General features: G+C 46.7%; 23 protein-coding genes. 5 read left to right on the forward strand and 18 right to left on the reverse strand.

Annotated features, from left to right (window positions below; all coding sequences use genetic code 11):
- Nucleotides 1-105 precede the first annotated feature (105 nt).
- The 3 genes from CS921_RS06100 to CS921_RS06110 all read right to left on the reverse strand — a co-directional run bounded on the left by CS921_RS06100 (nt 106) and on the right by CS921_RS06110 (nt 2,856).
- Nucleotides 106-1,032 (reverse strand): RluA family pseudouridine synthase, encoded by a 927-nt coding sequence (locus CS921_RS06100; protein WP_099222185.1) that lies wholly within the window; start codon nt 1,030-1,032, stop codon nt 106-108.
- On the reverse strand, nt 1,029-1,496 hold the full coding sequence (gene lspA, locus CS921_RS06105; RefSeq protein WP_099222186.1) for a signal peptidase II: 468 nt from the start codon (nt 1,494-1,496) through the stop codon (nt 1,029-1,031). The genes CS921_RS06100 and lspA overlap by 4 nt, the downstream gene beginning before the upstream one ends.
- 70 nt (nt 1,497-1,566) lie before the next feature.
- On the reverse strand, nt 1,567-2,856 hold the full coding sequence (locus CS921_RS06110) for an NCS2 family permease (RefSeq protein ID WP_099222187.1): 1,290 nt from the start codon (nt 2,854-2,856) through the stop codon (nt 1,567-1,569).
- Nucleotides 2,857-3,061: 205 nt separating this feature from the next.
- Between CS921_RS06110 and CS921_RS06115 the strand changes: the two genes are divergently transcribed.
- Nucleotides 3,062-4,411, forward strand: a complete 1,350-nt coding sequence (locus CS921_RS06115) for an MATE family efflux transporter (protein WP_240422317.1) — start codon at nt 3,062-3,064, stop codon at nt 4,409-4,411.
- A 393-nt stretch (nt 4,412-4,804) separates the two neighbouring features.
- Here the strand turns inward: CS921_RS06115 and CS921_RS06120 are convergent, their stop codons facing one another.
- From CS921_RS06120 to CS921_RS06180, 13 genes are all read right to left on the reverse strand, one after another.
- Complete coding sequence (locus tag CS921_RS06120) at nt 4,805-6,286, reverse strand: lmo1851 family serine protease (protein WP_099222188.1); 1,482 nt, start codon at nt 6,284-6,286, stop codon at nt 4,805-4,807.
- A gap of 160 nt (nt 6,287-6,446) precedes the next feature.
- On the reverse strand, nt 6,447-6,653 hold the full coding sequence (locus CS921_RS06125; protein WP_099222189.1) for a heavy-metal-associated domain-containing protein: 207 nt from the start codon (nt 6,651-6,653) through the stop codon (nt 6,447-6,449).
- A 67-nt stretch (nt 6,654-6,720) separates the two neighbouring features.
- Nucleotides 6,721-8,949 carry a heavy metal translocating P-type ATPase gene (locus tag CS921_RS06130; protein ID WP_099222190.1) on the reverse strand — a complete coding sequence of 743 codons (2,229 nt, stop codon included), beginning with the start codon at nt 8,947-8,949 and terminating at the stop codon, nt 6,721-6,723.
- A 15-nt stretch (nt 8,950-8,964) separates the two neighbouring features.
- Nucleotides 8,965-9,261, reverse strand: a complete 297-nt coding sequence (locus CS921_RS06135; protein ID WP_099222191.1) for a metal-sensing transcriptional repressor — start codon at nt 9,259-9,261, stop codon at nt 8,965-8,967.
- A gap of 162 nt (nt 9,262-9,423) precedes the next feature.
- Entirely contained in the window at nt 9,424-10,257 is an 834-nt protein-coding gene (locus tag CS921_RS06140) for a M15 family metallopeptidase (RefSeq protein ID WP_099222192.1), read from the reverse strand.
- 48 nt (nt 10,258-10,305) lie between these two features.
- Complete coding sequence (deoD, locus tag CS921_RS06145) at nt 10,306-11,010, reverse strand: purine-nucleoside phosphorylase (RefSeq protein WP_099222193.1); 705 nt, start codon at nt 11,008-11,010, stop codon at nt 10,306-10,308.
- 12 nt (nt 11,011-11,022) lie between these two features.
- Nucleotides 11,023-11,256 carry a YozE family protein gene (locus CS921_RS06150; protein WP_099222194.1) on the reverse strand — a complete coding sequence of 78 codons (234 nt, stop codon included), beginning with the start codon at nt 11,254-11,256 and terminating at the stop codon, nt 11,023-11,025.
- 62 nt (nt 11,257-11,318) lie between these two features.
- Nucleotides 11,319-12,221, reverse strand: coding sequence for a Gfo/Idh/MocA family protein (locus tag CS921_RS06155; RefSeq protein ID WP_099222195.1), 903 nt, complete (start codon nt 12,219-12,221; stop codon nt 11,319-11,321).
- A 55-nt stretch (nt 12,222-12,276) separates the two neighbouring features.
- On the reverse strand, nt 12,277-12,714 hold the full coding sequence (gene msrB / locus CS921_RS06160) for a peptide-methionine (R)-S-oxide reductase MsrB (protein WP_099222474.1): 438 nt from the start codon (nt 12,712-12,714) through the stop codon (nt 12,277-12,279).
- A 5-nt stretch (nt 12,715-12,719) separates the two neighbouring features.
- The gene (gene msrA, locus CS921_RS06165) at nt 12,720-13,253 is read right to left on the reverse strand and encodes a peptide-methionine (S)-S-oxide reductase MsrA (protein ID WP_099222196.1); all 534 of its coding nucleotides are present in this window, start codon (nt 13,251-13,253) and stop codon (nt 12,720-12,722) included.
- A gap of 26 nt (nt 13,254-13,279) precedes the next feature.
- Complete coding sequence (locus tag CS921_RS06170; RefSeq protein WP_099222197.1) at nt 13,280-13,912, reverse strand: YpmS family protein; 633 nt, start codon at nt 13,910-13,912, stop codon at nt 13,280-13,282.
- Nucleotides 13,913-13,926: 14 nt separating this feature from the next.
- Nucleotides 13,927-14,724: an SGNH/GDSL hydrolase family protein gene (locus tag CS921_RS06175; RefSeq protein ID WP_099222198.1), complete on the reverse strand. Its 798-nt coding sequence runs from the start codon at nt 14,722-14,724 to the stop codon at nt 13,927-13,929.
- A gap of 15 nt (nt 14,725-14,739) precedes the next feature.
- Complete coding sequence (locus CS921_RS06180) at nt 14,740-15,579, reverse strand: DegV family protein (RefSeq protein ID WP_099222199.1); 840 nt, start codon at nt 15,577-15,579, stop codon at nt 14,740-14,742.
- Between the two features lie 178 nt (nt 15,580-15,757).
- Here CS921_RS06180 and trhA point away from each other — a divergent pair, with 178 nt between their 5' ends.
- The gene (gene trhA, locus CS921_RS06185) at nt 15,758-16,399 is read left to right on the forward strand and encodes a PAQR family membrane homeostasis protein TrhA (protein WP_099222200.1); all 642 of its coding nucleotides are present in this window, start codon (nt 15,758-15,760) and stop codon (nt 16,397-16,399) included.
- A gap of 51 nt (nt 16,400-16,450) precedes the next feature.
- On the opposite strand, the gene CS921_RS06190 is transcribed toward trhA, so the two are convergent.
- Nucleotides 16,451-16,951: a DUF4303 domain-containing protein gene (locus CS921_RS06190; protein ID WP_099222201.1), complete on the reverse strand. Its 501-nt coding sequence runs from the start codon at nt 16,949-16,951 to the stop codon at nt 16,451-16,453.
- Nucleotides 16,952-16,966: 15 nt separating this feature from the next.
- Nucleotides 16,967-17,437, reverse strand: a complete 471-nt coding sequence (locus CS921_RS06195) for a hypothetical protein (RefSeq protein WP_099222202.1) — start codon at nt 17,435-17,437, stop codon at nt 16,967-16,969.
- Between the two features lie 151 nt (nt 17,438-17,588).
- Here CS921_RS06195 and ccpN point away from each other — a divergent pair, with 151 nt between their 5' ends.
- From ccpN to ppdK, 3 genes are read left to right on the forward strand one after another with little or no spacing between them, the layout of a single operon-like run.
- Nucleotides 17,589-18,218 (forward strand): transcriptional regulator CcpN, encoded by a 630-nt coding sequence (gene ccpN / locus CS921_RS06200; protein ID WP_099222203.1) that lies wholly within the window; start codon nt 17,589-17,591, stop codon nt 18,216-18,218.
- 13 nt (nt 18,219-18,231) lie between these two features.
- Entirely contained in the window at nt 18,232-19,050 is an 819-nt protein-coding gene (locus CS921_RS06205) for a pyruvate, water dikinase regulatory protein (RefSeq protein WP_099222204.1), read from the forward strand.
- A gap of 18 nt (nt 19,051-19,068) precedes the next feature.
- On the forward strand, nt 19,069-21,708 hold the full coding sequence (ppdK, locus tag CS921_RS06210; RefSeq protein ID WP_099222205.1) for a pyruvate, phosphate dikinase: 2,640 nt from the start codon (nt 19,069-19,071) through the stop codon (nt 21,706-21,708).
- The last annotated feature ends 43 nt before the right edge of the window (nt 21,709-21,751 follow it).

Below are 21,751 nucleotides of genomic sequence, written 5' to 3' on the forward strand. Positions count from 1 at the left end.
CCGCTCGCATCTCTTCATTGTTAATCGAATAAACCAGTAAAAAACACTCTCAAATCCGCACAAAAATACCGATCTTCCTAAAAAGATCGGCATCAAAAATTCTTCTTATGATTCAGACAACATTTCTCTTTCGCGTCGCAAATCAGTCAACACGGCTTCAAAATCAGCCGGAAGCGGTGCCGCAAAATGCAGTCGTTCACCCGTCCGAGGGTGCGTAAAGCCCAGTTCCGCCGCATGAAGAAACTGACCGCTTCCCTGAATGGTGTTTTTTGGTCCGTATTTTGGATCGCCGGCAAGCGGATGATCAATGTACTTCATGTGAACCCTAATTTGGTGCGTCCGCCCGGTATCGAGCTGACATTCCACCAGCGTGAAAGCAGGGAAACGCTCGACTACTTGAAAATGAGTCCGTGCTTCCTTCCCGTCTGGCACCACCGCCATTTTTTGCCGGTCATCTTTGGAACGGCCAATTGGTGCTTCAATCGTGCCCTTTTGATGATGAATCACGCCATGGACAAGCGCAAGATAAACCCGGTCGCTCGTTTTGTCCTTCAACTGTTTCGCCAGTGATTCATGTGCCGCATCGTTCTTAGCTACCATCAGAAGCCCTGAGGTGTCCTTGTCGATCCGGTGCACAATCCCAGGTCGGATCACGCCATTAATGCCCGACAAATCCTTGCAATGATAGAGCAGCGCATTGACAAGCGTCCCCGACTGGTGTCCTGCCGACGGATGCACCACCATGCCAGCCGGTTTATTTACAACCAGCACATCCGCATCCTCGTAGCAAATTTCAAGCGGAATATTTTCTGGAACTGCCTCGAGCTCCTCCGCTTCCTTCCATTCATAAGCCACCACTTCGCCCGCGGTCACTTTATAATTCGGCTTCACAGTCGCACCGGCAATCGTCACCATGCCACAATTCAAAATCGCCTTAATTTGCGAGCGGCTGAGCGGCAACAGCTCACTTAGCGCCTTGTCGACCCGGCTGCCCGCCACATTTTCTGTTATTGTTACAGTCTCTTTTGTCATACTTTTTTTCCTTTCGTTTTGCGGTCATCTAGGAAGACATAGATTAGCATCAACACCACACCAACGCAAAGTGACATATCCGCCACATTGAAAATTGGGAAATAATAATCGCCCCAAACGGTCGAAATGAAATCAACCACTTCCTGATGCAGCAGCCGGTCGATAAAGTTTCCCACAGCTCCGCCTAAAATAAGTGCCAAGCTTACTGAAAACAGCGGCTGACCCTTCGCATATTTATGCATAATATAAATAATGATACCCACTACGACAATCGTGACAATGTAAAACAGCCACATGTGCCCTTCCAGAATGCTCCAAGCGCCTCCCGTATTCCGGTAACTCCGCCAGTACAAAAATCCGGGAATCACGGTGATGCTTTCGCCGACTTCCATCGTTTGTACCACAATGTATTTCGTCAGCTGATCCAGCACGAGAACCGCAAGCGTAATCAAATAATAATACATGCCCTTGCCTCATTTCCCTCTTAATAAAATCGAAAAAGAGCTCCCCAAAGACGGGAAGCCCTAGTCTCAGTTATATCCATTGTATGATAAATTGCACTAAAAATAAAGCCGCAATCACATACATTACCATCGAAATTCGCTCTTTCTTCTTCGTGAAGAGCGACAGAATTGGATACGCGATAAAACCTGCTGCAATTCCATCCGCAATGCTATACGTGAATGGAATCAGCACAACGATCAAAAGTGCCGACAACATGCTGGCCGTGTCTGTAAGATCAATCTCTTTGAACTCCTGCAGCATACTGAGCCCGATCACAATCAAAATTGGCGCCACGGCACTGTTTGGAATGACGCCTAAGAAAGGCATCAGAACCAGCGAAGCCGCAAACAAAAGTCCTGTCGTAATCGTAGCCAGTCCTGTTTTCGCACCGCTGGCAAAAAGCGAGCCGCTCTCTAAAGCCGAAACCGTTGGGCTGGTGCCGAACAAGCCGGACAAAAATACCGTGATGGAGCTGGCGCGCAGAACCTTTGGCAGGGATTCTTCCCGTTTCAGTTGCTTCGTTTGCCCAAAGGTGAGTCCGACCGTTTCAAAAACAATCACCATCGTCATCGTAAAAACACCCGACCAGAAAGCCACATTCGTCACGCCGTGAAAATCAAGCGCGAAAAAAACATCTTTCACAGGTGCCAAACTCAGCGTTGTTTCACCGACTTGACCGTTTACCCCGAATAAAAAGCCGAGGAGCGTCCCAAAAATGAGACTCCATAAAAACGTTCCAGGCACTTTGCGGATCACAAGAATCAAGGTGAGAAGGAGTGTGAGGAGCGTTGCAAGCACAAACGGATCATTCAGCGCACCAAGTTCCAAAAGTGTATGCTTCCCCGGCTTCACGAGCTGCCCTTTTTCCAGTCCGAGTAGCACTAAGAAAAGTCCCAGTCCAACCGTAATCCCCTGCTTCAATACCAGTGGAATCGCATTGTTGAGCTTTTCTGCAAGCGGTGTGAAAGCCAGAATCATAAATAAAATTCCGCTGACCGAAACCGCCGCCAGTGCCTCCTGCCATGAAAGCCCCATACTGCCGACCAGTGTGTACGCAAACAGGGCATTGATCCCCATTCCCGGCATCACGATTAGCGGTACATTGGCCATAAAGCCCATGAGCAAACAACCCACCGCCGAAATAAAAATCGTCGAAAGGATGGCAGCTTCTTTTGGAATTCCTGCCTCGCTAAGAATACTGCTGTTGACGACGATGATGTAAACAACTGTAAAATAGCCGATCACACCCGCCAAAAGCTCCGTTCGCAAGTTTGATCCATGCGTCTTTAACTGAAACCTTTTTTCCAGAAATTTTTGCATGATTTTTCCTCAATATAAAATTGTCCCTCTCCCAACCCGCAAGAAACGTCTTGCCACAATCATGAATTATACATGATTTCTCGTTTTCGGGCAACAAAAGTCGTTTCCATTACTTTTTAGCATTTGTTTCTAAATTCCTTTTTGAAAAAGACCCGATCCAGCTGCCAACTATGGTATAATGCTTGGTTAGAAGGGAGGCTTCTTTGTGGAGCATCAACAAGGACTTTGGGGAAAATGGCGGCAATTTCTGCTGATTTTTACACCAATCGTCATTACACAACTTACACTTTTTTCCATGACATTTTTTGATACAACAATGTCCGGGCACTATTCCAATCAGGCGCTTGCCGGCGTCGCAATCGGAAGCTCACTGTGGTCGCCCATCAACGCTGGTTTTTCAGGGTTGCTCATGGCCGTCACGCCAATCATTTCGCAACTAATTGGTGCCAGAAAAGAAGCCGATGTAAAGAAAACGGTTCATAACGGCCTTTATATTGCCTTGGCATTAGCCCTTTTACTCATTCTGGCTAACCTTTTTCTTGTGCCCGTCGTTTTGTCACACATGGCGATTACAGATGACGTCAGGACAACCGCCCGGCACTTTTTAACAGGGATTTCGATTGGCATACCGGCGTTCTTTTTATCTGCCGTTTTACGTGCCTTTATTGATTCGCTTGGTCTGACGCGCGTCACCATGCTGATCACTTTGACGACCGTTCCAATGAATATTCTGCTCAACTATCTGCTGATTTTTGGGAACTGGGGATTTCCAGAGCTTGGCGGTGCGGGGAGCGGCTATGCAACTGGCATCACCTATTGGCTGGTTTTGATCGTGACACTCGTTTTGATTCAGACGCAAAGTCGGATCCGCCGTTTTCGAGTTCTATCACGTCCAGCAGCATTCGATCGGCGGCCCGCCCGTGAAATCATCGGCATTGGCGTTCCAAACGGCTTGACAATTTTGTTTGAAACAGGGATTTTTTCTGCCGTGACGATTCTGATGGGGCACTTTGGTACAGATACAATCGCCGCTCATCAGTCGGCCAATAGTGTCTGTACGCTTTTATACGCCTTCCCGCTCAGTATTGCCAGCACATTGACGATTCTGATTGGGTACGAAACAGGGGCTGGTCGCCTGCCGGATGCCAAGCGTTATCGCCACATCGGCATGCTTGCAGCGATTGCAATTGGCTGTGTGAACGGACTGATTTTATTTTTATTCCGCACGCCGATTGCCTTTCTTTATACTAAAGACGCAGGACTGGCTGATCTGATTACGGCCTTCTTGATGTATGCCATCCTGTTTCAATTTGCGGATGCGATTTTGTCACCCGTCCTCGGAGCACTGCGCGGCTACAAGGATGTCAAGATCACCTCGATTGTTGCCTTTATCGCCTACTGGCTGATCGGACTGCCGCTTGGCTATCTGCTTTCTCTTGGCAGTCTGGGTGCGTTTGGTTACTGGATTGGACTCAGCACAGGGCTCTTTACAGCCGCGATCCTGCTTTCTTTCCGCGTTCGGGTGACGGAGAAAAGGCTCGTAGGGAATCAGTAAAACATTCTCCAAAGATCAAAATAATCAGCTGAACATAAAAATTCCAATGGGATGAGAACCTACTATTAAACATAAATCCATTTTCTAAATGGTTTTTGAATAATTTTAGGTTCTTTGTTATTTTTAACCTGAGCGCTTATTTTTAATGGATATTTTGCCATTAATCGCTGCCTTTTTATAATTAACGTCAAATGAACTTGCTTTTAGAACGATCTTATTTCTAACTCCATAATTGCCTTCGTAAAAACGAGTATTTTTACGTAACAAAAAACAGACAAGAAACCCAATCGATTTCTTGTCTGTTTATCATTCTCTTCATTCGACTCTACAAAAGTCATTCAAATTCTGCTGTTTCGATTTCTAAAAAATAATCTATCCCTCAGGTCATGTTCCTTATTTCAACATTTCCTTCGCAGCATTTACCTGTGGATCATTTTCTGTCAGTTGTTTTTGTACTAGTTCAACCAGTTTATTCGTGGTATCTCCAGTCATAACGCCTGTGATTTCCAAGTTATTATCTTTTTGGAAACGTTGTACCGCGTAAGTCGTATCCGCATCATACAGGCCGTCCACTTCACCAACATTATAATCGAGTGCTTTCAGAAGGGTTTCAATCGTCTTAACATCATCGCCAAAGTCGCCTTCTTTGTAGCTCTTAGAAGCAGATGGAACCGTCATTGTTGCATAATCCGGCATCTTGACTTCCTTGTCAGGTGTGATGCCTTTTTCATTAATCCATTCGCCGTCCGGTGTCAGCCATTTGGCGATTGTCAGTTTCAGCGTGGAACCGTCATCAAGCTCTGTCGCCGTTTGAACGGTGCCCTTTCCGAATGATTGCGTCCCCACAAGCTGAACATCCCCTGATTCACTGGCTGCCGCTGCTAGGATTTCAGAAGCACTGGCACTGCCGTCATCAATCAGCATCACGGTTGGCACCTTGACCTTGTAGCCGTCATTGGCTGAGCTATCCGCCTGAATGGCAGTTTTCTTGCCGTCCTTATCCTCTTCCTGAACGACTACCTTGCCGTCATCCACAAACATACTGCTGATATTGACCGCCTGATCAAGCAGCCCGCCTGGATTGCCTCGCAGGTCGACAATCAGCCCTTTCATGCCTTCTTTGTCCAATTTCTTCATGGCTTTTAAGAATTCTTCGGATGTATTTTCTGAGAAGCTACTAATAGTGACGTGGGCAATCTTATCGTCACCCATTTCGGTATAAACCGTCTCGATTGGGATTTCGTCACGTGTGATCGTCACATCAAATGGCTGGTCGACCCCTTCACGCTTGATTGTCAGTGTCACATCCGTCCCTTTTTCACCACGGATTTTGTTGGTCGCTTCTGTCGCTGTGTCGCCTTCGACTGATTTACCGTCTACTTTTTGAATGACATCGCGCGGCTTCAGTCCTGCTTTTTCAGCCGGCGAATTTTTGATTGGTGAAACGATCATGATTTGCCCGTCTGATTCCTGAATTTCTGCCCCAATTCCCTCAAAACTAGACGAAATGGAATCGTTAAACTGGCTCGACTCTTTTTTCGACATGTAGGTGGAATATGGATCATCCAGACTGGCCACCATTCCCTGAATGGCACCGTTAATCATCTTACTAGGGTCGGTATCTTTGTAATAATTCTTTGTAATCTGGTCATACACATTGTAAAGCTTTGTAAATTCATTTCGTTCCGGAATGGTCACCTTAACTTCTTTGTCCGCACCTAAGCTCATGACCACCGTCGTAATAAGAGCTGTCACAAACACAAATGCAAAAATAATCATGATGAATGGAAAAACTTTTATTTTAATATAGCTATTTCCCGGTTGCTTTTTCTTCGGTTCCTTTTCCTCTTCTTCTGGTTGTGGATGTTGATCCATGAAACTTCACCACTTTCTATCTATAAATGCCGCTTTTTTTATATATGTAAACTTAACTCTATTATTTTACCAGTTTTTACGTGTGAATGGTATCCCTATTTATAAAACTCTTTTCCCTACAAAATGAAAACCGCACTGCGACTAAACAGTGCGGTAAACTTTATTCAATCACTTCATATCCAGCTTCCTCTACTGCCTCCACTAAATCAGCTTCTTGGAGAGCGGTCGCATCATAGCTGACCACCGCTTCCTCTTTTTCCAGTGAGACTTGCGCCGATTTTACCCCCTGCATGCCACTAAGGGCATCTTCTACACGTTTTTTGCAGTGACCGCAACTCATGCCGTCGATTTTTAAAATTTTTTCCATCCTAAATAACCTCCTTGATTTAGCTCACATAGGTCGCCGTTTTCGCCTATTTATGCGGCTTGTCTACTTATTTTTCTCTCTCAGAATCGGCAAATCGATATCTTTTCAAACGTAGGGCATTGCTGACGACTGAAACCGAGCTGCCGGCCATTGCCAGACCTGCTACCCATGGGGCGAGTAGTCCCATCGCCGCGATTGGAATTCCCGCACAATTATATGCCAGCGCCCAGAAAAAGTTCTGGCGGATATTGCGCATCGTGGCTTTGCTAAGAGATAGTGTGTCTGGGATTAGTGTCAAACGATGACCGACCAGCGTCACGTCTCCTGTTTCGATCGCAATATCTGTGCCGGTGCCAATGCTGATGCCAATATCACTTGCTGCTAAAGCCGGGGCATCATTAATTCCGTCCCCAACAAAGGCGACAACGTGTCCCTCCTGCTGTAGCCGCTCGACTAGTTGGCTTTTATCGCCGGGGAGCTGCTCCGCAAAGTAGCCGTCCAGCCCCAGTTCCCTCGCCATATTGGCAACAACCGGCTCCAAATCACCTGAGCAGACATATGTTTTCACACCAGCCGCCTGTAAAGCACGGATGGCCTCTCCAGCTTCTGCTCGCGCCTGATCTGACAGGGCAAAAGCACCGGCGAATTGTTCCTCAATGGAAAGGGCGACAATGGTTTGCCCGGAACGGATCCACTGCTCGACCTGCTGCCGGTCAGCGTCATGAATGGCAGCCGTCTTGGTGATGAACCGGTAGGAACCGATCGCGACTTTCTTGCCGTCAATCATCCCGGTAATCCCGTGACCAGCTTTGTTTCGCACACGATCGAGCGACAATTGGGCGACCTCTTTTTGATGATCTGTCAGTCGTTTTTGAATCGCCAGCGCAATCGGGTGATCAGATTGGCTTTCAAGCGCCAAGGAAAAGGCATGGAATTCTGGCAGCCGTTCAAGCTCCCTTGCGACTTCCAGTTTTCCTTCTGTCAGCGTCCCCGTTTTGTCGAAAATGACCGTATCGACTTTTGCCGTCCGCTCCAAATGTTCGCCGCCTTTGAATAGGATGCCGTTTTCCGCACCCTTACCCGTTCCCGCCATAATCGCAGTCGGTGTAGCCAGACCAAGCGCACACGGACAAGCAATCACAAGGACGGCAATCGAAGCCACCAGACTGTCACTAAACGAGCCTGTAGCCAAATACCAGATTACAAGGGTCAATAAGGCGATCACAAGCACAATCGGAACGAAAATGCCGGAAATCCGGTCAGCCAGACGCTGGATTGGTGCTTTGATGCCCTGTGCCTCTTCGACAAGCCGGATGATCGATTGCAGCACCGTTTCATCCATGCGTTTTGTGACCTCGATCTGCAGGGCACCGTCAAAATTGACCGTGGAACCGATCACCTCGTCACCTGCTTTTTTCTCCACAGGAACGGGTTCTCCCGAGATCATCGATTCATCAATGCTCGACTCCCCAACACGAATCACACCGTCAATCGGAATCTTCTCTCCCGGCCGAACAACAACCCTATCCCCGACCGAAAGTTCTTCCAGCGGCACGTTCCACTCTTTGCCATCCCTCAAAACGCGCGCCTCTTTCGACTGCAATTTCAACAAACCGGCAATCGATTCCGTCGTTTTGGATGTCGCATAACTTTCCAGTAGCTTTCCTAGTAAAATAAGTGTGATCAAAATGGCACTCGTTTCAAAATAATAATGCGCCATTCTGGTCGGATCATTCAGCTGCAAAAAGTATTCCACTACGCTGTAAAAATAAGCCGCCGATGTCCCAAGCGCCACAAGCACGTCCATATTGGCACTTTTGCCGCGGAGTGATTTATACGCCCCCTTGTAAAAGCGCGCCCCAATATAAAACTGGATAATCGTAGCCAGAATCAGCTGCACAGTAGGGCTAATCACCTGCCCGATGGCTTCTGCAAAAGCCGTCTCCCGAAGTCCCGGAATATGTGTGACCATCGTCAGTAAAAGTGGCAGTGACAAGACGGCCGACAAAACGAACTGCCACACTTCGCGCCGGAAATTTTTGGCTAGAACCGCATCCTTTTCTTCCTTGGTCATCTTTTTCGCTGCATCATAGCCCGCTTTTTTGACCACTTCGATGAGTGCCTCCGGTGTCGTCTCAGATGGATGATAGTAAATCGCCGCATTTTCCGTGACCAGGTTGACATTAGCCCGTTCAACGCCCGGCGCTTTATTCAGTGATTTTTCGACACGCGTAGAACATGCCGCACAAGTCATCCCAAATACATTCAGATCTTGGCGAATTGCTTTTTCCTCCATATCGCTCTCTCCTTCTCACGATTTTGAAAATTGACGGATCGCACTGATTAAGTCGTCCATCACTTCCCCGTTGTCGCCATCCTCTGCCGCTTTCACCACACAATGTGCCGTATGATGTTCGAGCACCTGCAAACCCACCTTTTTCAGAGCAGAATTTGCCGCCGAAATTTGAACAAGAATATCTGTACAATAGCGATCTTCCTCCACCATTTGCTGAATGCCGCGAATTTGGCCTTCCACACGACGCAAACGATTCAGAATTAGCTTTGTTTCCTCCTGATTACGCGGAACGAGTGGTTGATCTTGCACCATATCAATTCCTCCTTTATCTTTTCTACACACCTCATTATACCCCCTATAGGTATAAAAGCAAGTTTTTTATCTCCTGCCGATACTTTTTCCCGCCAAGTGCACCTTGCCGAAATATGAAAAAGCAACCATCCAGCGTCTCGGCCAAATGGTTGCTTACACGTGTTATTTTGCTTCTGCTTGTTGCACTTCTTTATCAAGAGTTGCCACATGGTCGAAAAATTCTTCCAGTGTCCAGTCGTTATCATGCATGATTTTCGCTGCATCTTTCCCAACATACCGGAAATGCCACGATTCATATTCGTACTTCGTGATGTCCTGTTTGCCGTCCGGATAGCGGAGAATAAAGCCGTATTTATACGCATTATCTGCCGCCCATTTCCCTTCCGGTGTACTGCCGAACGCTTCTGTCAGCTCATAGTTTTGACTTGGAGAAGAAATATCCATTGCCAGTCCCGTTTGGTGTTCACTTGTTCCAGGAACCGCCACCGCTTCATTTGCCTTTTCTTCCCCAACAGACGCTACTTCCTGTTGATAAAGGGTTTCTTGATACGCATAGGAACGGTAGCCGGATACAGCAAATAAGTCATAGCCCGCATCCTTAGCCCCGGCAAAGAAATCTTCCAGTGCCGCCGCTGCTTCCTTCCGCATATGCGCCTTTTCGATTGTCGTATCCCCAAATGAAAATGCCACATTCGGCACGACAAGATCGGACGGCACATAGGTCGACTGCATCAAGTAGTCTTTATTGGCTAGGATCAGCAGATTATCTTCATTTTCGATATATTCTTTCCCGTCTTTTTCCATGAGTTTGTTTTGCTTATCGATGTACGGGTATAGGGGATCCTGCTTCAATTTTGATAATTCAGATGTTGTCTGATCTTTCGTTTGTGACTGTGTCTGTTCCGTTTTCGGAGTGGCAGGCGTATCAAAATAATACTGCTCCACTGTTTGTACTCCGCTGATGGCAATTGCCAAGACAAGAGAAACAAAATTCATCTGTATCGATCAACCTTTCTGTTCGTTCACTGTCCCCCGCAGCTTGCTTTATTTTTGGATGGCTGCATCAAGTGCAACAATAATCATATCGTTAAAAGTCGTTTGACGCTCTTCAGCCGTTGTCTCCTCACCGGTAAAGATGTGGTCACTGACAGTTAGAATGGCCAGTGCCTTGCGTCCGTATTTATGAGCCAGCGTATAGAGGGCCGCTGCCTCCATTTCAACCCCTAAAATCCCATAATCTGCGAGTTTTTGTTTGTCTAACTCGTCATTATAAAAGCGATCCGATGAAAAGACGTTGCCGACCTGAATCGACAAACCTTTTTCAACACCAGCATCATAGGCTTTTTTCAAAAGTGAAAAGTCAGCCACCGGTGCAAAATCGACCCCAGGAAATGTATTGCGATTGATCTGTGAATCTGTTGACACCGCCTGTGCAATCACGACATCACGGACTTTTACGTCTTTTTGAATCGCACCCATCGTGCCCACGCGAATCAAATTTTGCACGCCGTATTCCCTCATCAATTCATTGGCATAAATCGAAATCGACGGAATGCCCATGCCCGTTCCCATGACGGAGACCGGTTGACCTTTATATGTACCCGTGTAGCCAAACATGCCACGAACCTGATTAAATAATTTCGCATCCTCTAAAAATGTTTCTGCAATATACTTTGCCCGGAGCGGATCCCCTGGCAAAAGAATCGTTTCCGCAATTTCACCTTGTTTTGCTTCAATATGAACACTCATGCTTCTTCCTCCTTAGTGACGATTTTTTTCCTGATCTTCTTTGTATTTCTCATAAAGCTCATCGAAAAGCGCCATTCCCGAAAGATAGGTCGCGTTCAGCTCCAAATATTCGCTGAGCGTGTGATAATCTTTCGCCTGTTTGGGAAAGCCGTGATCCTTATAAGCGGCATTTGCAAAATTCGTCATCGGATCATGCTTTCTTGGATCACGATAGGTCATGAGAAAATGATAAAAGCTTCTACCCATGCTGTTCTCCCCCACTTCTTTTTCTGTTTTTACTATAGATGATTTACGTCAAAAGGTAAAGACTAATCCATTAATTTAAGTAAAATTTCTTCCGCCAAACGATGCGTTTCAAAAGCATCCCACAAGTCGATCGGCTCCTTCTCCCCGTCCCGGACTGCTGCCAGAAAAGCCTGAATGATCGGCTCAAATCCGCGTTTATAAAGCGTCGTATCCCAATCCGAGAACCGACATGCCGTTTTATCCGTACCGCTGTAATGCGTCCACTCCGTCACCTGCTCCACCACGCGCTTCCCGTCCGGCGCATAGACGGCCACCACTTCCTCGTTCACACCACTGTCCCGATTCATGATCGCCGTGGCTGTTTTCCCCGCCGCCTCGAATTGGACGGTCAATGCTGCAAGCAATTCGCCTTTCCAGACCGGATGCACCTGCATGTTCTCCACTTTGGCATCCAAAAGAAAGCGAACCGTATCAAGCACATGAATAAAATCATCATACACAAAGGTGCGCGCTTCGCCAGGCTGACCGCTGCGATTTTTTTGCATCACGATCATATTGACATCCGCGACCTCTTTTAGCGCCTGATAACGCGGGGCAAAACGACGATTGAAGCCCGTCATCAAGAGCACTTCCTGCTGCTCAGCAAGTGTCGTTAGCTCCTCTGTTTCCTCGATTCGGTCTGTGATCGGCTTATCAACATAGACTGGAATCCGACGCTCAAGCAGTTGTTTGACAATCTCGTAATGGCTACTAGTGGCACTATGAACAAAGGCACAGTCAATGCCTGATGCAATCAGCTCCTCCACATGTTCATGCACATGCTGAAACCGATACTTCTCACTCAATAAGTTTAATTTTTCCTTGTTACGTGTACAAAGGTGCAACTCCACGTCCCGAAGACCGGCAAAAACCGGCAAATAGGCTTTCTGAGCAATGTTTCCGAGACCGATGATTCCTACTTTCATTTTGTCTCCTCCTAAAAAACAGGACTCTTTGGAAATATCCAGAGAGCCCTTTTATTTACTTGAAAAGTGTGCGATATTCCGCGTAACCTTCTTTTTCCAAATCCTTCTCCGGGATGAAACGAAGTGCAGCGGAATTGATACAGTAACGAAGACCACCCGACTCCCTTGGCCCGTCTGGAAAAACATGGCCGAGGTGAGAATCTGCCTCCTTGGAACGAACCTCTACGCGGCGCATCCCATGGCTGTGATCGTTTTTTTCCTGAATTTCTGCCGTGTCGATCGGCTTCGTAAAGCTTGGCCACCCGCAACCGGCATCATACTGATCGGTCGAGGAGAACAGCGGCTTACCCGAAACGATATCCACATAAATTCCCGCATCCTGATTTGCGAAATAGGGATTTTCAAACGGCCGTTCTGTCGCATTTTCCTGTGTGACCTGATAGGAAAGTTTTGACAGCTCCTTCAATTTGGCCTTTTTTTCAGCTTGATCCAAGTCCATCATTCCTTCCAATGAGAATCAATAAATCTGTCTCTCCCAGAAGCATTTCGATAGCCTTTGTAATGCGCGCTGTCTTTTTTGTAAAAATCCTGATGATAATCCTCTGCCGGATAAAAGACGCTGGCAGGGACGATTTCTGTGACGATCGGCTTCTTGAACCGACCACTTTCAGCAAGTTTCTGCTTCGACTGTTCGGCAATCCGTTTTTGTTCTTCTGTCGTGTAAAAAATGGCCGGACGATAGCTTGTGCCGCGGTCAACAAATTGACCAGTGCGATCAGTTGGATCTGTTTGCTGCCAGTAAACTTCTACTAGTTTTTCATAGGGGAAAACGGCCGGATCAAAGGTAATTTCTACGGCTTCCGCATGCCCGGTTGTGCCGCTGCATACTTCCTCATACGTCGGGTTGACCGTTTTGCCGCCTGTATAGCCAGAAACAACTTGGATAATGCCCGGCAGCGTATCGAATGGCTTTACCATACACCAAAAACATCCGCCAGCAAAAATCGCCGTTTCAGTTCTTCTTTCTTCCATTTGTCATGCCCCTTTCCAGCCGGCCCTTAATCGACCGGTACTAAGAGTGTAAACGAAATATCATCTTTCTTCAAATCAAGTGTATCCATTCGCACTTTCGTATCGCCTTTTAGCTTGAGTTTCGTCAAATCCAAATAGATTTCCTTCTTCTTCGGAATGACCGTCACCCAGTCTGGAAATTTATAATTGTCATTCACATAGCCCATCACATAGCTGACCGGTAGCGGCAAAGCCCCCACTGACATATCTTTTAGTTTCAGCTCGACATTGCCATCATCCACGACTTTCGGCGAGAACGTCAGCTTCATCGTAATCGGCTCATTAAAAATCTCTGCCTTCGCTTTGAAAATGACATTGTCTGCCACATAGACATCATATCCGATATCCTGATCATTGCTAAAGTCATCAATATAAGTGGCGATCAGTTTATTCAGATCATTCTTTGTCGTACTGGACTGAAATTCGACCATCTGCTTGTTGCTGATCAGCTTTGGTGTCGGCTCCTCGGTTGGACTGAACACAAAAATGGCCAAATAGATGTACACAAAAAAGCCAATGATAATCAAAAGAAGCGTCAAACAAATGACCTTCCAAATATTGATTTTTCTTTTCAACTCTGCTTTTGTCGTCTTTTCTTTTGAGCGTGTTTCCTGCGCCACAATTCTTCCCCTTTCTATTTGGAGATTCTGCCTGCTTCCAGGTCCTTGTCAATCGACTGATAGATGGCCTCTGCCATGACTTCATAGCCTTTGTGATTGGGGTGGAAATAGTCCTTCGTCGAAAGCAGCGGGTTCGGTTTGTCCTTATTTTTTGCCTCACGATTTTCAAGCTTGTCTGCAATCGGAACAAAATGCGCCCGGTCCTCTTCTGCGACAATTTTTTCCGATCCGGCATTCCACTCACTGATCACCTGGTCGAACTCCTCAATCTGACTGAAATAGGTCGTATAGGGGTTATAAATACCGACTAAATAAACTTCCGCATCCTGATTCAGCGAACGAATTTCATCAAATAATTCTTTCAAGTCTTTTTCAAAACTCTGATCGGCTTTTTCAAAATCAGAAACCTGTACGTCGAGCAGCTTACTTTTCAAAACAGCCATCACGTCATTGCCACCGATCGTAATCGTAATCACATTCGCCTTTTTAACATCCTGTCTGAAATCATCCTGCGTTTTCAGCCGTTTTAACAGCTGGTCGATCCGGTTGCCAGCCACGCCATAATTGCTGGTTGCAACGCTCCGAACGTCTTCATTTTTCTTGAATTTGGTTTCTAAAATGCCCACATAGCCGCCATTTTCCTCCTCATCACCGACACCTTCTGTCAGTGAATCCCCCATGGCCACCAGTCGGATCGGCGTCTTTGCCATCTCTGCCCGGTAATCCAGATACTGCTTGGCATAATACCCACAGGCAAGCAGTACGATGCATAGAAGCGGAATCACGAACCACCAGTATTTCTTTTTCCACATGTCTGTTCACTCGCTTTATTCTGTATAATACATGAAGGCAAATGCACCGTTCCCAGCATGTGTTGAAATAATTGGGTCTGCTTTAAACATCGGCACTTCCTTCAAGGATAAAAGACTTTTGAATTCTGCGGCAAGCTGTTCGGCTTCTTTTTGGCCGTTCGCATGGACAATATCCAGTTCTTTCACTTTCTTCGTTTCGTTTTTAACGGTATCAATCAAATAATTTAAGATTTTCTTCATGCTCCGTTGTTTGGTTTCTTCTTCCAGTTGGCCATCTTTTAGCCGTGCCACGAGTTTGATATTGAGCAGATTGCCGATAATGCCCTGCATTTTGCCGACACGTCCGCCTTTGATCAGATTTTCAAGGGTGACAACGACGATATACAGCTTGGTGTTGGCACGAATTTCAGCGATTCGTTCGACGATCTCCGCCATGGAAAATGTTCCGGCCTGTGCCATTTTGGCCGCTTCAATCACTTGGAATGCCTGACCGCGTGCCGTATAATCCGTATCGATCACCGTGATATTTCCGCCGGCAATTTCTGCCGCCTGACGCGCTGTCAAGACGGTTCCACTCAATTTTTCAGTTAGATGAAGGGAAAGAATCTCATAGCCCTCTTGCTGAAATTTCTCATATGCTTCGACAAATGAACCGATCGGCGGCTGTGAGGATTTCGGTAAACTTTGCGAGTTTGCCATCAGCTCCATAAAGCCTTCTGCCGTCAGGTCTGTCATCGGATTATAGCTCTTGCCGTCAACCTCTACAGAGAGTGGTAATACTTCAATATTATATTGTTTCATTTCTTCCATTGTTAAACCTGCAGTTGAGTCCGTAATAATTTTAATTTTTGTCATGATTTCTTCACATCCAATTTCTGCTTAATTATTATATTATAGCAGTTTCTTCCTTCTTTGGCATTGTTTTATCAACCGCTCAGTGAAAAAATACACCTAAAGGTGGAGGGAGAATCGCTTTTCATTTAGGGCGTTCTAGCGTATCATAGAAGTAGAAATGAAAGAATGAGGTGGTTATGTGAACCAAACCCAAACCTGGAGGTATGACTGGAAGGAAGAACTTGCAAGTGCCGTCACACATGGCATTGGTTTTCTGCTGAGCATTCCGGCATTTGTGCTGTTGATTGTTTCGGCTGTCATGAAAGGCGACCCGCTTTATCTGGCAAGTTATCTGATCTATGGCATCTCGCTTTTGCTACTCTATCTCTGCTCCACACTTTTCCACAGCTTTAAGCCATGTAAAGCACGACGCTTTTTTAATATTATGGATCACATTGCCATTTACTTATTGATCGCTGGTTCCTATACCCCTTTTGTTTTGATCACACTTGGCGGTACGCTTGGCTGGACACTGTTTGGCGTGGTCTGGGGGCTGGCTATTCTTGGGATCATCTATAAAATTTTCTGGCTCGACAAATGGCGAATTCTGTCAACGATTGTTTATTGTCTGATGGGCTGGATGGTACTGATCGGCATCAAGCCGCTAATCGCAGGCCTTGGCATGACCGGCTTTATCCTACTTCTTGTCGGCGGTATTTCTTTTACAGTCGGTGCCGTTTTATACAGCTTCCCGAAAATCCCTTACATGCACGCCATTTGGCACTTGTTTGTGATTGCTGGAACTGCCTTTATGTACTTCTCGATTTTATTTTATGTTTGATACATGTCAAAACGCACGCAAAAACCTTGGATCGGTTGATGCGTGCGTTTTTTATAGGGATGGATTCGTTTTACGGACGGCTTCTGCCACATCTTCATCATGATCAATGCAGTAGCTGATGAAACCTGCTTCTTTTGGAATCATCTGAAAAGCAGGTGTCGCAGTGAGTTGTTGCAGGGCCTCGTTACAAATTTGCAAATAAAATTTCCACGCGTCTTCCGAATTTGACGCAAAAATCTCATTAATCTGTTCCTCGGAGAAAAAACAGGTAGTAGCAAAGCACTGATATTCCCAGTCCCCCGTATTATATTTCAAGTCAAAAATCTCTTCTTCCGCGCTGTACTCCTCCGGCCAATTTTTTTGATAACTCGCCAGTGAATTTTCAAAATCGGCAAGCGTATTGAGACATAAATTCACCTCTCCATAGACCACATTGCAGTCCAGCGCAAATGCATAGAAGACAAGCCCCGGATGCGCCTTTAAGAATTTCGGAATCTCCTGCTCAGCAAAAGTTGTAATTTGTGCGATAATCGCTTCTTTTCCCGGTTTCATGTTGTTCGTTCCTTTCTATTCGATGATATGAACGGTTATTTCTGTTAAATTTTTGAGATTGATCTGAATCTGGAGCTCTTCATGTTCATTGATCGCAATCAAGTTGTCATGATGAATTTCTACCCGTCTAATCGGATTTGTCTGAACAAAAAAAATTCCCCATTGCAATTGATACTGTTGATCAGTATGCGCAATAAACCCCTCATTTCCCATGGCACCACTGCCTCCAAAAATGTAACCATCTTCATAAGCAACCTTTGTCCACGGATCGATTTCGGTCCATAAAAGCGGTTCGTATTTTTCCATACTTTCAATCGTTGTATCACATAAAGGTCCGCAGAAAACGACCTTTTTACGAGCGGCTGTATCCCGAAAAACTTCATAATTCAAAATGATGACCTGCCCATCTGCAAATGTGATACATGAAAATCCTGGCAGTCTCCATTCTCCTTCTTTCCAATTTTCACTGACTACTTTGTGATTCATAAACAAGTGTCCTTTCTAGGGATATCCAAATATGTTGAACGAGAATATGCCTCATTATAACATATTTTCACGTCTTAATTAGTATGACATAATTAAACCTTGATTTTAATTATGTCATACTATATAATAGCGCCATAACCTCATAAAGGATGTGGTTCCCATTCAACTTTCAGAACGCCAACACCAGATCATTGCATTTGTAAAGGCGCATGAACCGGCGACCGGCGATCAGATTGCCAAGCATTTAAAACTCACGCGTGCAACGATTCGAGCGGATTTAGCCGTTTTGACCATGACCGGAATTCTTGATGCCAGACCTAAAGTCGGCTACTTTTTTTCCGGTCTGGATGAAAATCCGGCCCTGTTTGAAGAGATCCGACAGATGAAAGCTCAAGATGTGATGACGCTTCCCACGCTCATTCAAAAAGAAACCAGTGTCTATGATGCGATTGTCACTCTTTTTCTTGAGGATATCGGCAGTCTTTATGTAGTGGAAAACGCGACACTGATCGGACTTGTGAGCCGAAAAGATTTGCTGAAAAGCGCGATTGCCGGGACAGATACCAAGCAAACCCCCGTTGCAACCATTATGACGCGCATGCCCAATCTGATTGTCGTCGAAGCGAACGAAAGTGTCCTTCCGACAGCCGAACTGCTCGTCACCCATCAAATTGATTCTGTGCCTGTTGTCAAAAAAGGCGACGGAAGCCTAGAACCTATTGGGAAAATTTCAAAATCGACCATTACACGACTATTTGTCGATACATGGACGAGAACTTGACAGGAGGTTTAGTATGCCAAACAAATTGATTGTGTATATTATTTCTGATGCCATCGGAGAAACTGCCCAGCATATCATTCGGGCGGCCACTGCTCAATTTGCCCTTGATTATGTGCCAGATATTCGCCGCCACCCCTTTATCCGCGATGAGGAGACGCTGCTTGAAACCCTGAAAGAAGCCCGGCGTGAAGGCGGCATTGTCGTTCAAACCCTTGTTACTTCTCATCTGGCTGAAAAATCAAGCCGTTTTTGCCGAGACAACGGATTGCAGAATGTCGACCTGCTCCGCGATTTGACTGCCGCTATCGAAGAACAAACGGGGCTCTCTTCGCTGGAAGACCCTGGCAACATGCGCCGGCTCGATCGGGCGTACTTTGACCGGATTCGTGCGATCGAATTTGCGGTGAAATATGACGACTGTAAGGATCCGCGCGGCCTGCTCGAAGCAGACATCGTGCTGATTGGCGTATCGCGCACCAGCAAGACTCCGCTTAGCAGCTATTTGGCCAATCAGAATTTAAAAGTGGCCAATGTGCCGCTCGTCCCTGAAATTCCACTGCCGAAAGAATTATTGCAGATCGATCACCGCCGCATCATTGGCCTGACGACAACACCGGAAAAACTGGAAAGAATCCGGAAAACTCGGCTAAAATCGATCGGTCTGGATGAAATGAGCAACTATTCCAGTGAAAAACGAATTTTGGAAGAACTAACTTATGGCTATGAAACCTTCAAAACCCTTGGCTGCCGTGTGATCCACGTTGAAGATAAAGCCATTGAAGAAACCGCTGCTCTTGTCACAGAAATGATCCAGCTCGACCAATCTATTTAATTTTGAGGTGAAGTAGAGATGAGAAAATTTGTGTACCAGTTTGATGAAGGCAGAAAAGAAATGAAGTTTTTATTAGGCGGAAAGGGAGCCAATTTGGCCGAAATGACCCGCATTGGTTTACCCGTTCCACCCGGTTTTATCCTCTCGACAGATGCTTGCAAAGATTACAACGAGCACCATGGCCATCTGTCGGAGGATATTTTGCGTGAAGTGATGCTCCATCTGGCACATTTGGAGGAAGTAACCGGCAAGCAATTCGGCAGCGCGGAAAATCCCCTGCTTGTTTCCGTTCGATCAGGAGCGCCCCTCTCGATGCCAGGCATGATGGACACCATTTTAAACCTAGGACTTAATGAAAAGTCTATCCAAGGATTGATGCACGCGACAGGTGATGCCCGTTCGTCCCTTGATTCCTACCGGCGCTTCATTCAGATGTTCGGCGATGTCGTGTTCGGCATTCCCAGCTACCACTTTGAGCAGGCACTTACCCGCATCAAAAAGGAAGCCGGCTATCAGTCTGATACCGATTTGCAGCCAGCTGATCTGGAAGAATTGATTTCGCGCTATCTGGACATTTTTTCAGCCGAAGCCGGTCGTGATTTCCCGCAAGATCCGAAAGAACAACTGCTACTCGCCATCACCGCCGTTTTTGATTCATGGATGAACCCCCGTGCAGTGATTTATAGACGACTGCATGACATTGACGCCTCTTATGGAACCGCTGTCAATATTCAGGCCATGGTTTTTGGCAATACCGGTGACACGAGTGGAACTGGCATCGCTTTTACGCGCAACCCTTCCACTGGTGAAAAAGCAGTTTTTGGGGAATTTCTACTGAATGCGCAAGGCGAAGATGTGGTGGCCGGAATTCGCACCCCTGTCGAACTTTCTCAGCTGCAAAAGCTCATGCCGCAAATCTTTGAGGAGCTGATTGCTACTTGCGCCCTGCTGGAAGAACATTACTTGGATATGCAAGATATCGAATTCACGATTGAAAAGGAACGACTCTATATTTTGCAGACGCGTAACGGTAAACGGACGACAAAGGCGGCCATCCAAGTGGCGGTCGATCTGGTACATGAAGGTAAAATTTCTCGGGAAGAAGCGATCATGCGAATTGCCCCCAAAGAACTGGACCAATTGCTCCATCCAGCTTTTCATCCAGATGCCTTGGCAAAGAGCCGCGTTCTTGCAACCGGACTTCCCGCCAGTCCAGGTGCGGCAACTGGTGCGATTTACTTTGATGCAGCTTCGGCTGTCCGGGCGGCCGATATGGGCATCAAAGTCATCCTCGTTCGCAGCGAGACCTCTCCGGAAGATATTGAAGGCATGGCCAAAAGTGAAGCCATTTTGACTGCACGAGGCGGCATGACCTCCCATGCGGCAGTCGTCGCTCGCGGCATGGGCAAATGCTGCATCGTCGGTTGCGCAGACATTCTGATTGATGAACAGGAAAAAGTGCTGCGAACCAAAGCCGGGCAGATTTTGCATGAAGGAGATCTGATTTCACTTGACGGTGGCACTGGTCAGATCTATGAAGAGGCGCTTCCGCTAACAGAGGCCGAACTATCCCCCGCTTTTGACGAATGGATGCAGTGGGTCGATGAATCCAAACGGCTGCAAATTCGGGTGAACGCCGATACGCCGGCTGATCTTCAAATGGCCCTTCATTTTGGCGCCGAAGGAATCGGGCTGTGCCGCACAGAGCACATGTTTTTCCATGAAGACCGCATTCCTTTCGTCCGCCAAATGATCATTGCCGAAAACAGCCAAGACCGTGCATGCGCCCTTGAAAAACTAAAGGACATGCAAAAGGAAGATTTCTGTGCATTGTTCCGGATTGCCGCCGGTCGCCCCATCAATATCCGCCTGCTCGATCCCCCGCTGCATGAGTTTTTACCAAAAGAAACCCGTGAGATCGAAAAATTGGCTCAAGCAAGCGGCAAAACGGTCGCAGAAATCAGACGCCGACTTTCCGAGCTAACAGAAACCAATCCCATGCTCGGTCATCGTGGCTGCCGTTTAGCCGTTACCTTCCCGGAAATCTACAAGATGCAGGCGGAAGCCATTATGGAAAGCGCGATGATCATTCATGATGAGGGCATCCCTGTCCACCCTGAAATCATGATCCCGCTTGTCGCCACGCAAGCCGAACTGGCACTAATCAAAAATGAAATCAAGGCCACGATTCAACAAATGTTTGACAAGGAGCGGCTCATTCTCCCCTTTGATATCGGGACAATGATCGAAACGCCTCGTGCCTGCATCGTAGCCGACCAGATCGCCAAGGATGCCCAATTTTTCAGTTTCGGTACCAACGATCTGACACAACTGACATTCGGTTTTTCACGCGATGATGCCGGCAAATTTTTGCCAAGTTATGAAAAATTAGCGCTGCTTCCACAGGATCCTTTCGTGTCGATTGATCAGGATGGCGTTGGGGCGCTGGTGGAACTGGGGACTGTCCGCGGTCGAATGACGCAGCCGAATATTAAAATTGGGGTCTGCGGCGAACACGGCGGTGATCCAAAATCCATCCGCTTCTTCCATAAAATTGGCCTTCAATACGTTTCCTGCTCGCCTTTTCGCGTGCCCATTGCTCGTCTGGCCGCTGCTCAGGCTGCACTCTTGGAACAGCACAGCATGGAAACCGTCTAATCTGACCGCCCCGCTCATTGTACAGCGGGGCTTTTTATGATTC

It is taken from the genome of Listeria costaricensis (assembly GCF_900183385.1).
GTDB lineage: Bacteria > Bacillota > Bacilli > Lactobacillales > Listeriaceae > Listeria > Listeria costaricensis.

Coding starts and splice junctions, on each gene's coding strand:
- CS921_RS06100 (WP_099222185.1), bottom strand. CDS start 1,032: ATGACAAAAGAGACTGTAACAATAACAGAAAATGTGGCGGGCAGCCGG.
- lspA (WP_099222186.1), bottom strand. CDS start 1,496: ATGTATTATTATTTGATTACGCTTGCGGTTCTCGTGCTGGATCAGCTG.
- CS921_RS06110 (WP_099222187.1), bottom strand. CDS start 2,856: ATGCAAAAATTTCTGGAAAAAAGGTTTCAGTTAAAGACGCATGGATCA.
- CS921_RS06120 (WP_099222188.1), bottom strand. CDS start 6,286: ATGGATCAACATCCACAACCAGAAGAAGAGGAAAAGGAACCGAAGAAA.
- CS921_RS06125 (WP_099222189.1), bottom strand. CDS start 6,653: ATGGAAAAAATTTTAAAAATCGACGGCATGAGTTGCGGTCACTGCAAA.
- CS921_RS06130 (WP_099222190.1), bottom strand. CDS start 8,949: ATGGAGGAAAAAGCAATTCGCCAAGATCTGAATGTATTTGGGATGACT.
- CS921_RS06135 (WP_099222191.1), bottom strand. CDS start 9,261: ATGGTGCAAGATCAACCACTCGTTCCGCGTAATCAGGAGGAAACAAAG.
- CS921_RS06140 (WP_099222192.1), bottom strand. CDS start 10,257: ATGAATTTTGTTTCTCTTGTCTTGGCAATTGCCATCAGCGGAGTACAA.
- deoD (WP_099222193.1), bottom strand. CDS start 11,010: ATGAGTGTTCATATTGAAGCAAAACAAGGTGAAATTGCGGAAACGATT.
- CS921_RS06150 (WP_099222194.1), bottom strand. CDS start 11,256: ATGGGTAGAAGCTTTTATCATTTTCTCATGACCTATCGTGATCCAAGA.
- CS921_RS06155 (WP_099222195.1), bottom strand. CDS start 12,221: ATGAAAGTAGGAATCATCGGTCTCGGAAACATTGCTCAGAAAGCCTAT.
- msrA (WP_099222196.1), bottom strand. CDS start 13,253: ATGGAAGAAAGAAGAACTGAAACGGCGATTTTTGCTGGCGGATGTTTT.
- CS921_RS06175 (WP_099222198.1), bottom strand. CDS start 14,724: ATGTGGAAAAAGAAATACTGGTGGTTCGTGATTCCGCTTCTATGCATC.
- CS921_RS06180 (WP_099222199.1), bottom strand. CDS start 15,579: ATGACAAAAATTAAAATTATTACGGACTCAACTGCAGGTTTAACAATG.
- CS921_RS06190 (WP_099222201.1), bottom strand. CDS start 16,951: ATGAAACCGGGAAAAGAAGCGATTATCGCACAAATTACAACTTTTGCT.
- CS921_RS06195 (WP_099222202.1), bottom strand. CDS start 17,437: ATGAATCACAAAGTAGTCAGTGAAAATTGGAAAGAAGGAGAATGGAGA.
- CS921_RS06205 (WP_099222204.1), top strand. CDS start 18,232: ATGCCAAACAAATTGATTGTGTATATTATTTCTGATGCCATCGGAGAA.
- ppdK (WP_099222205.1), top strand. CDS start 19,069: ATGAGAAAATTTGTGTACCAGTTTGATGAAGGCAGAAAAGAAATGAAG.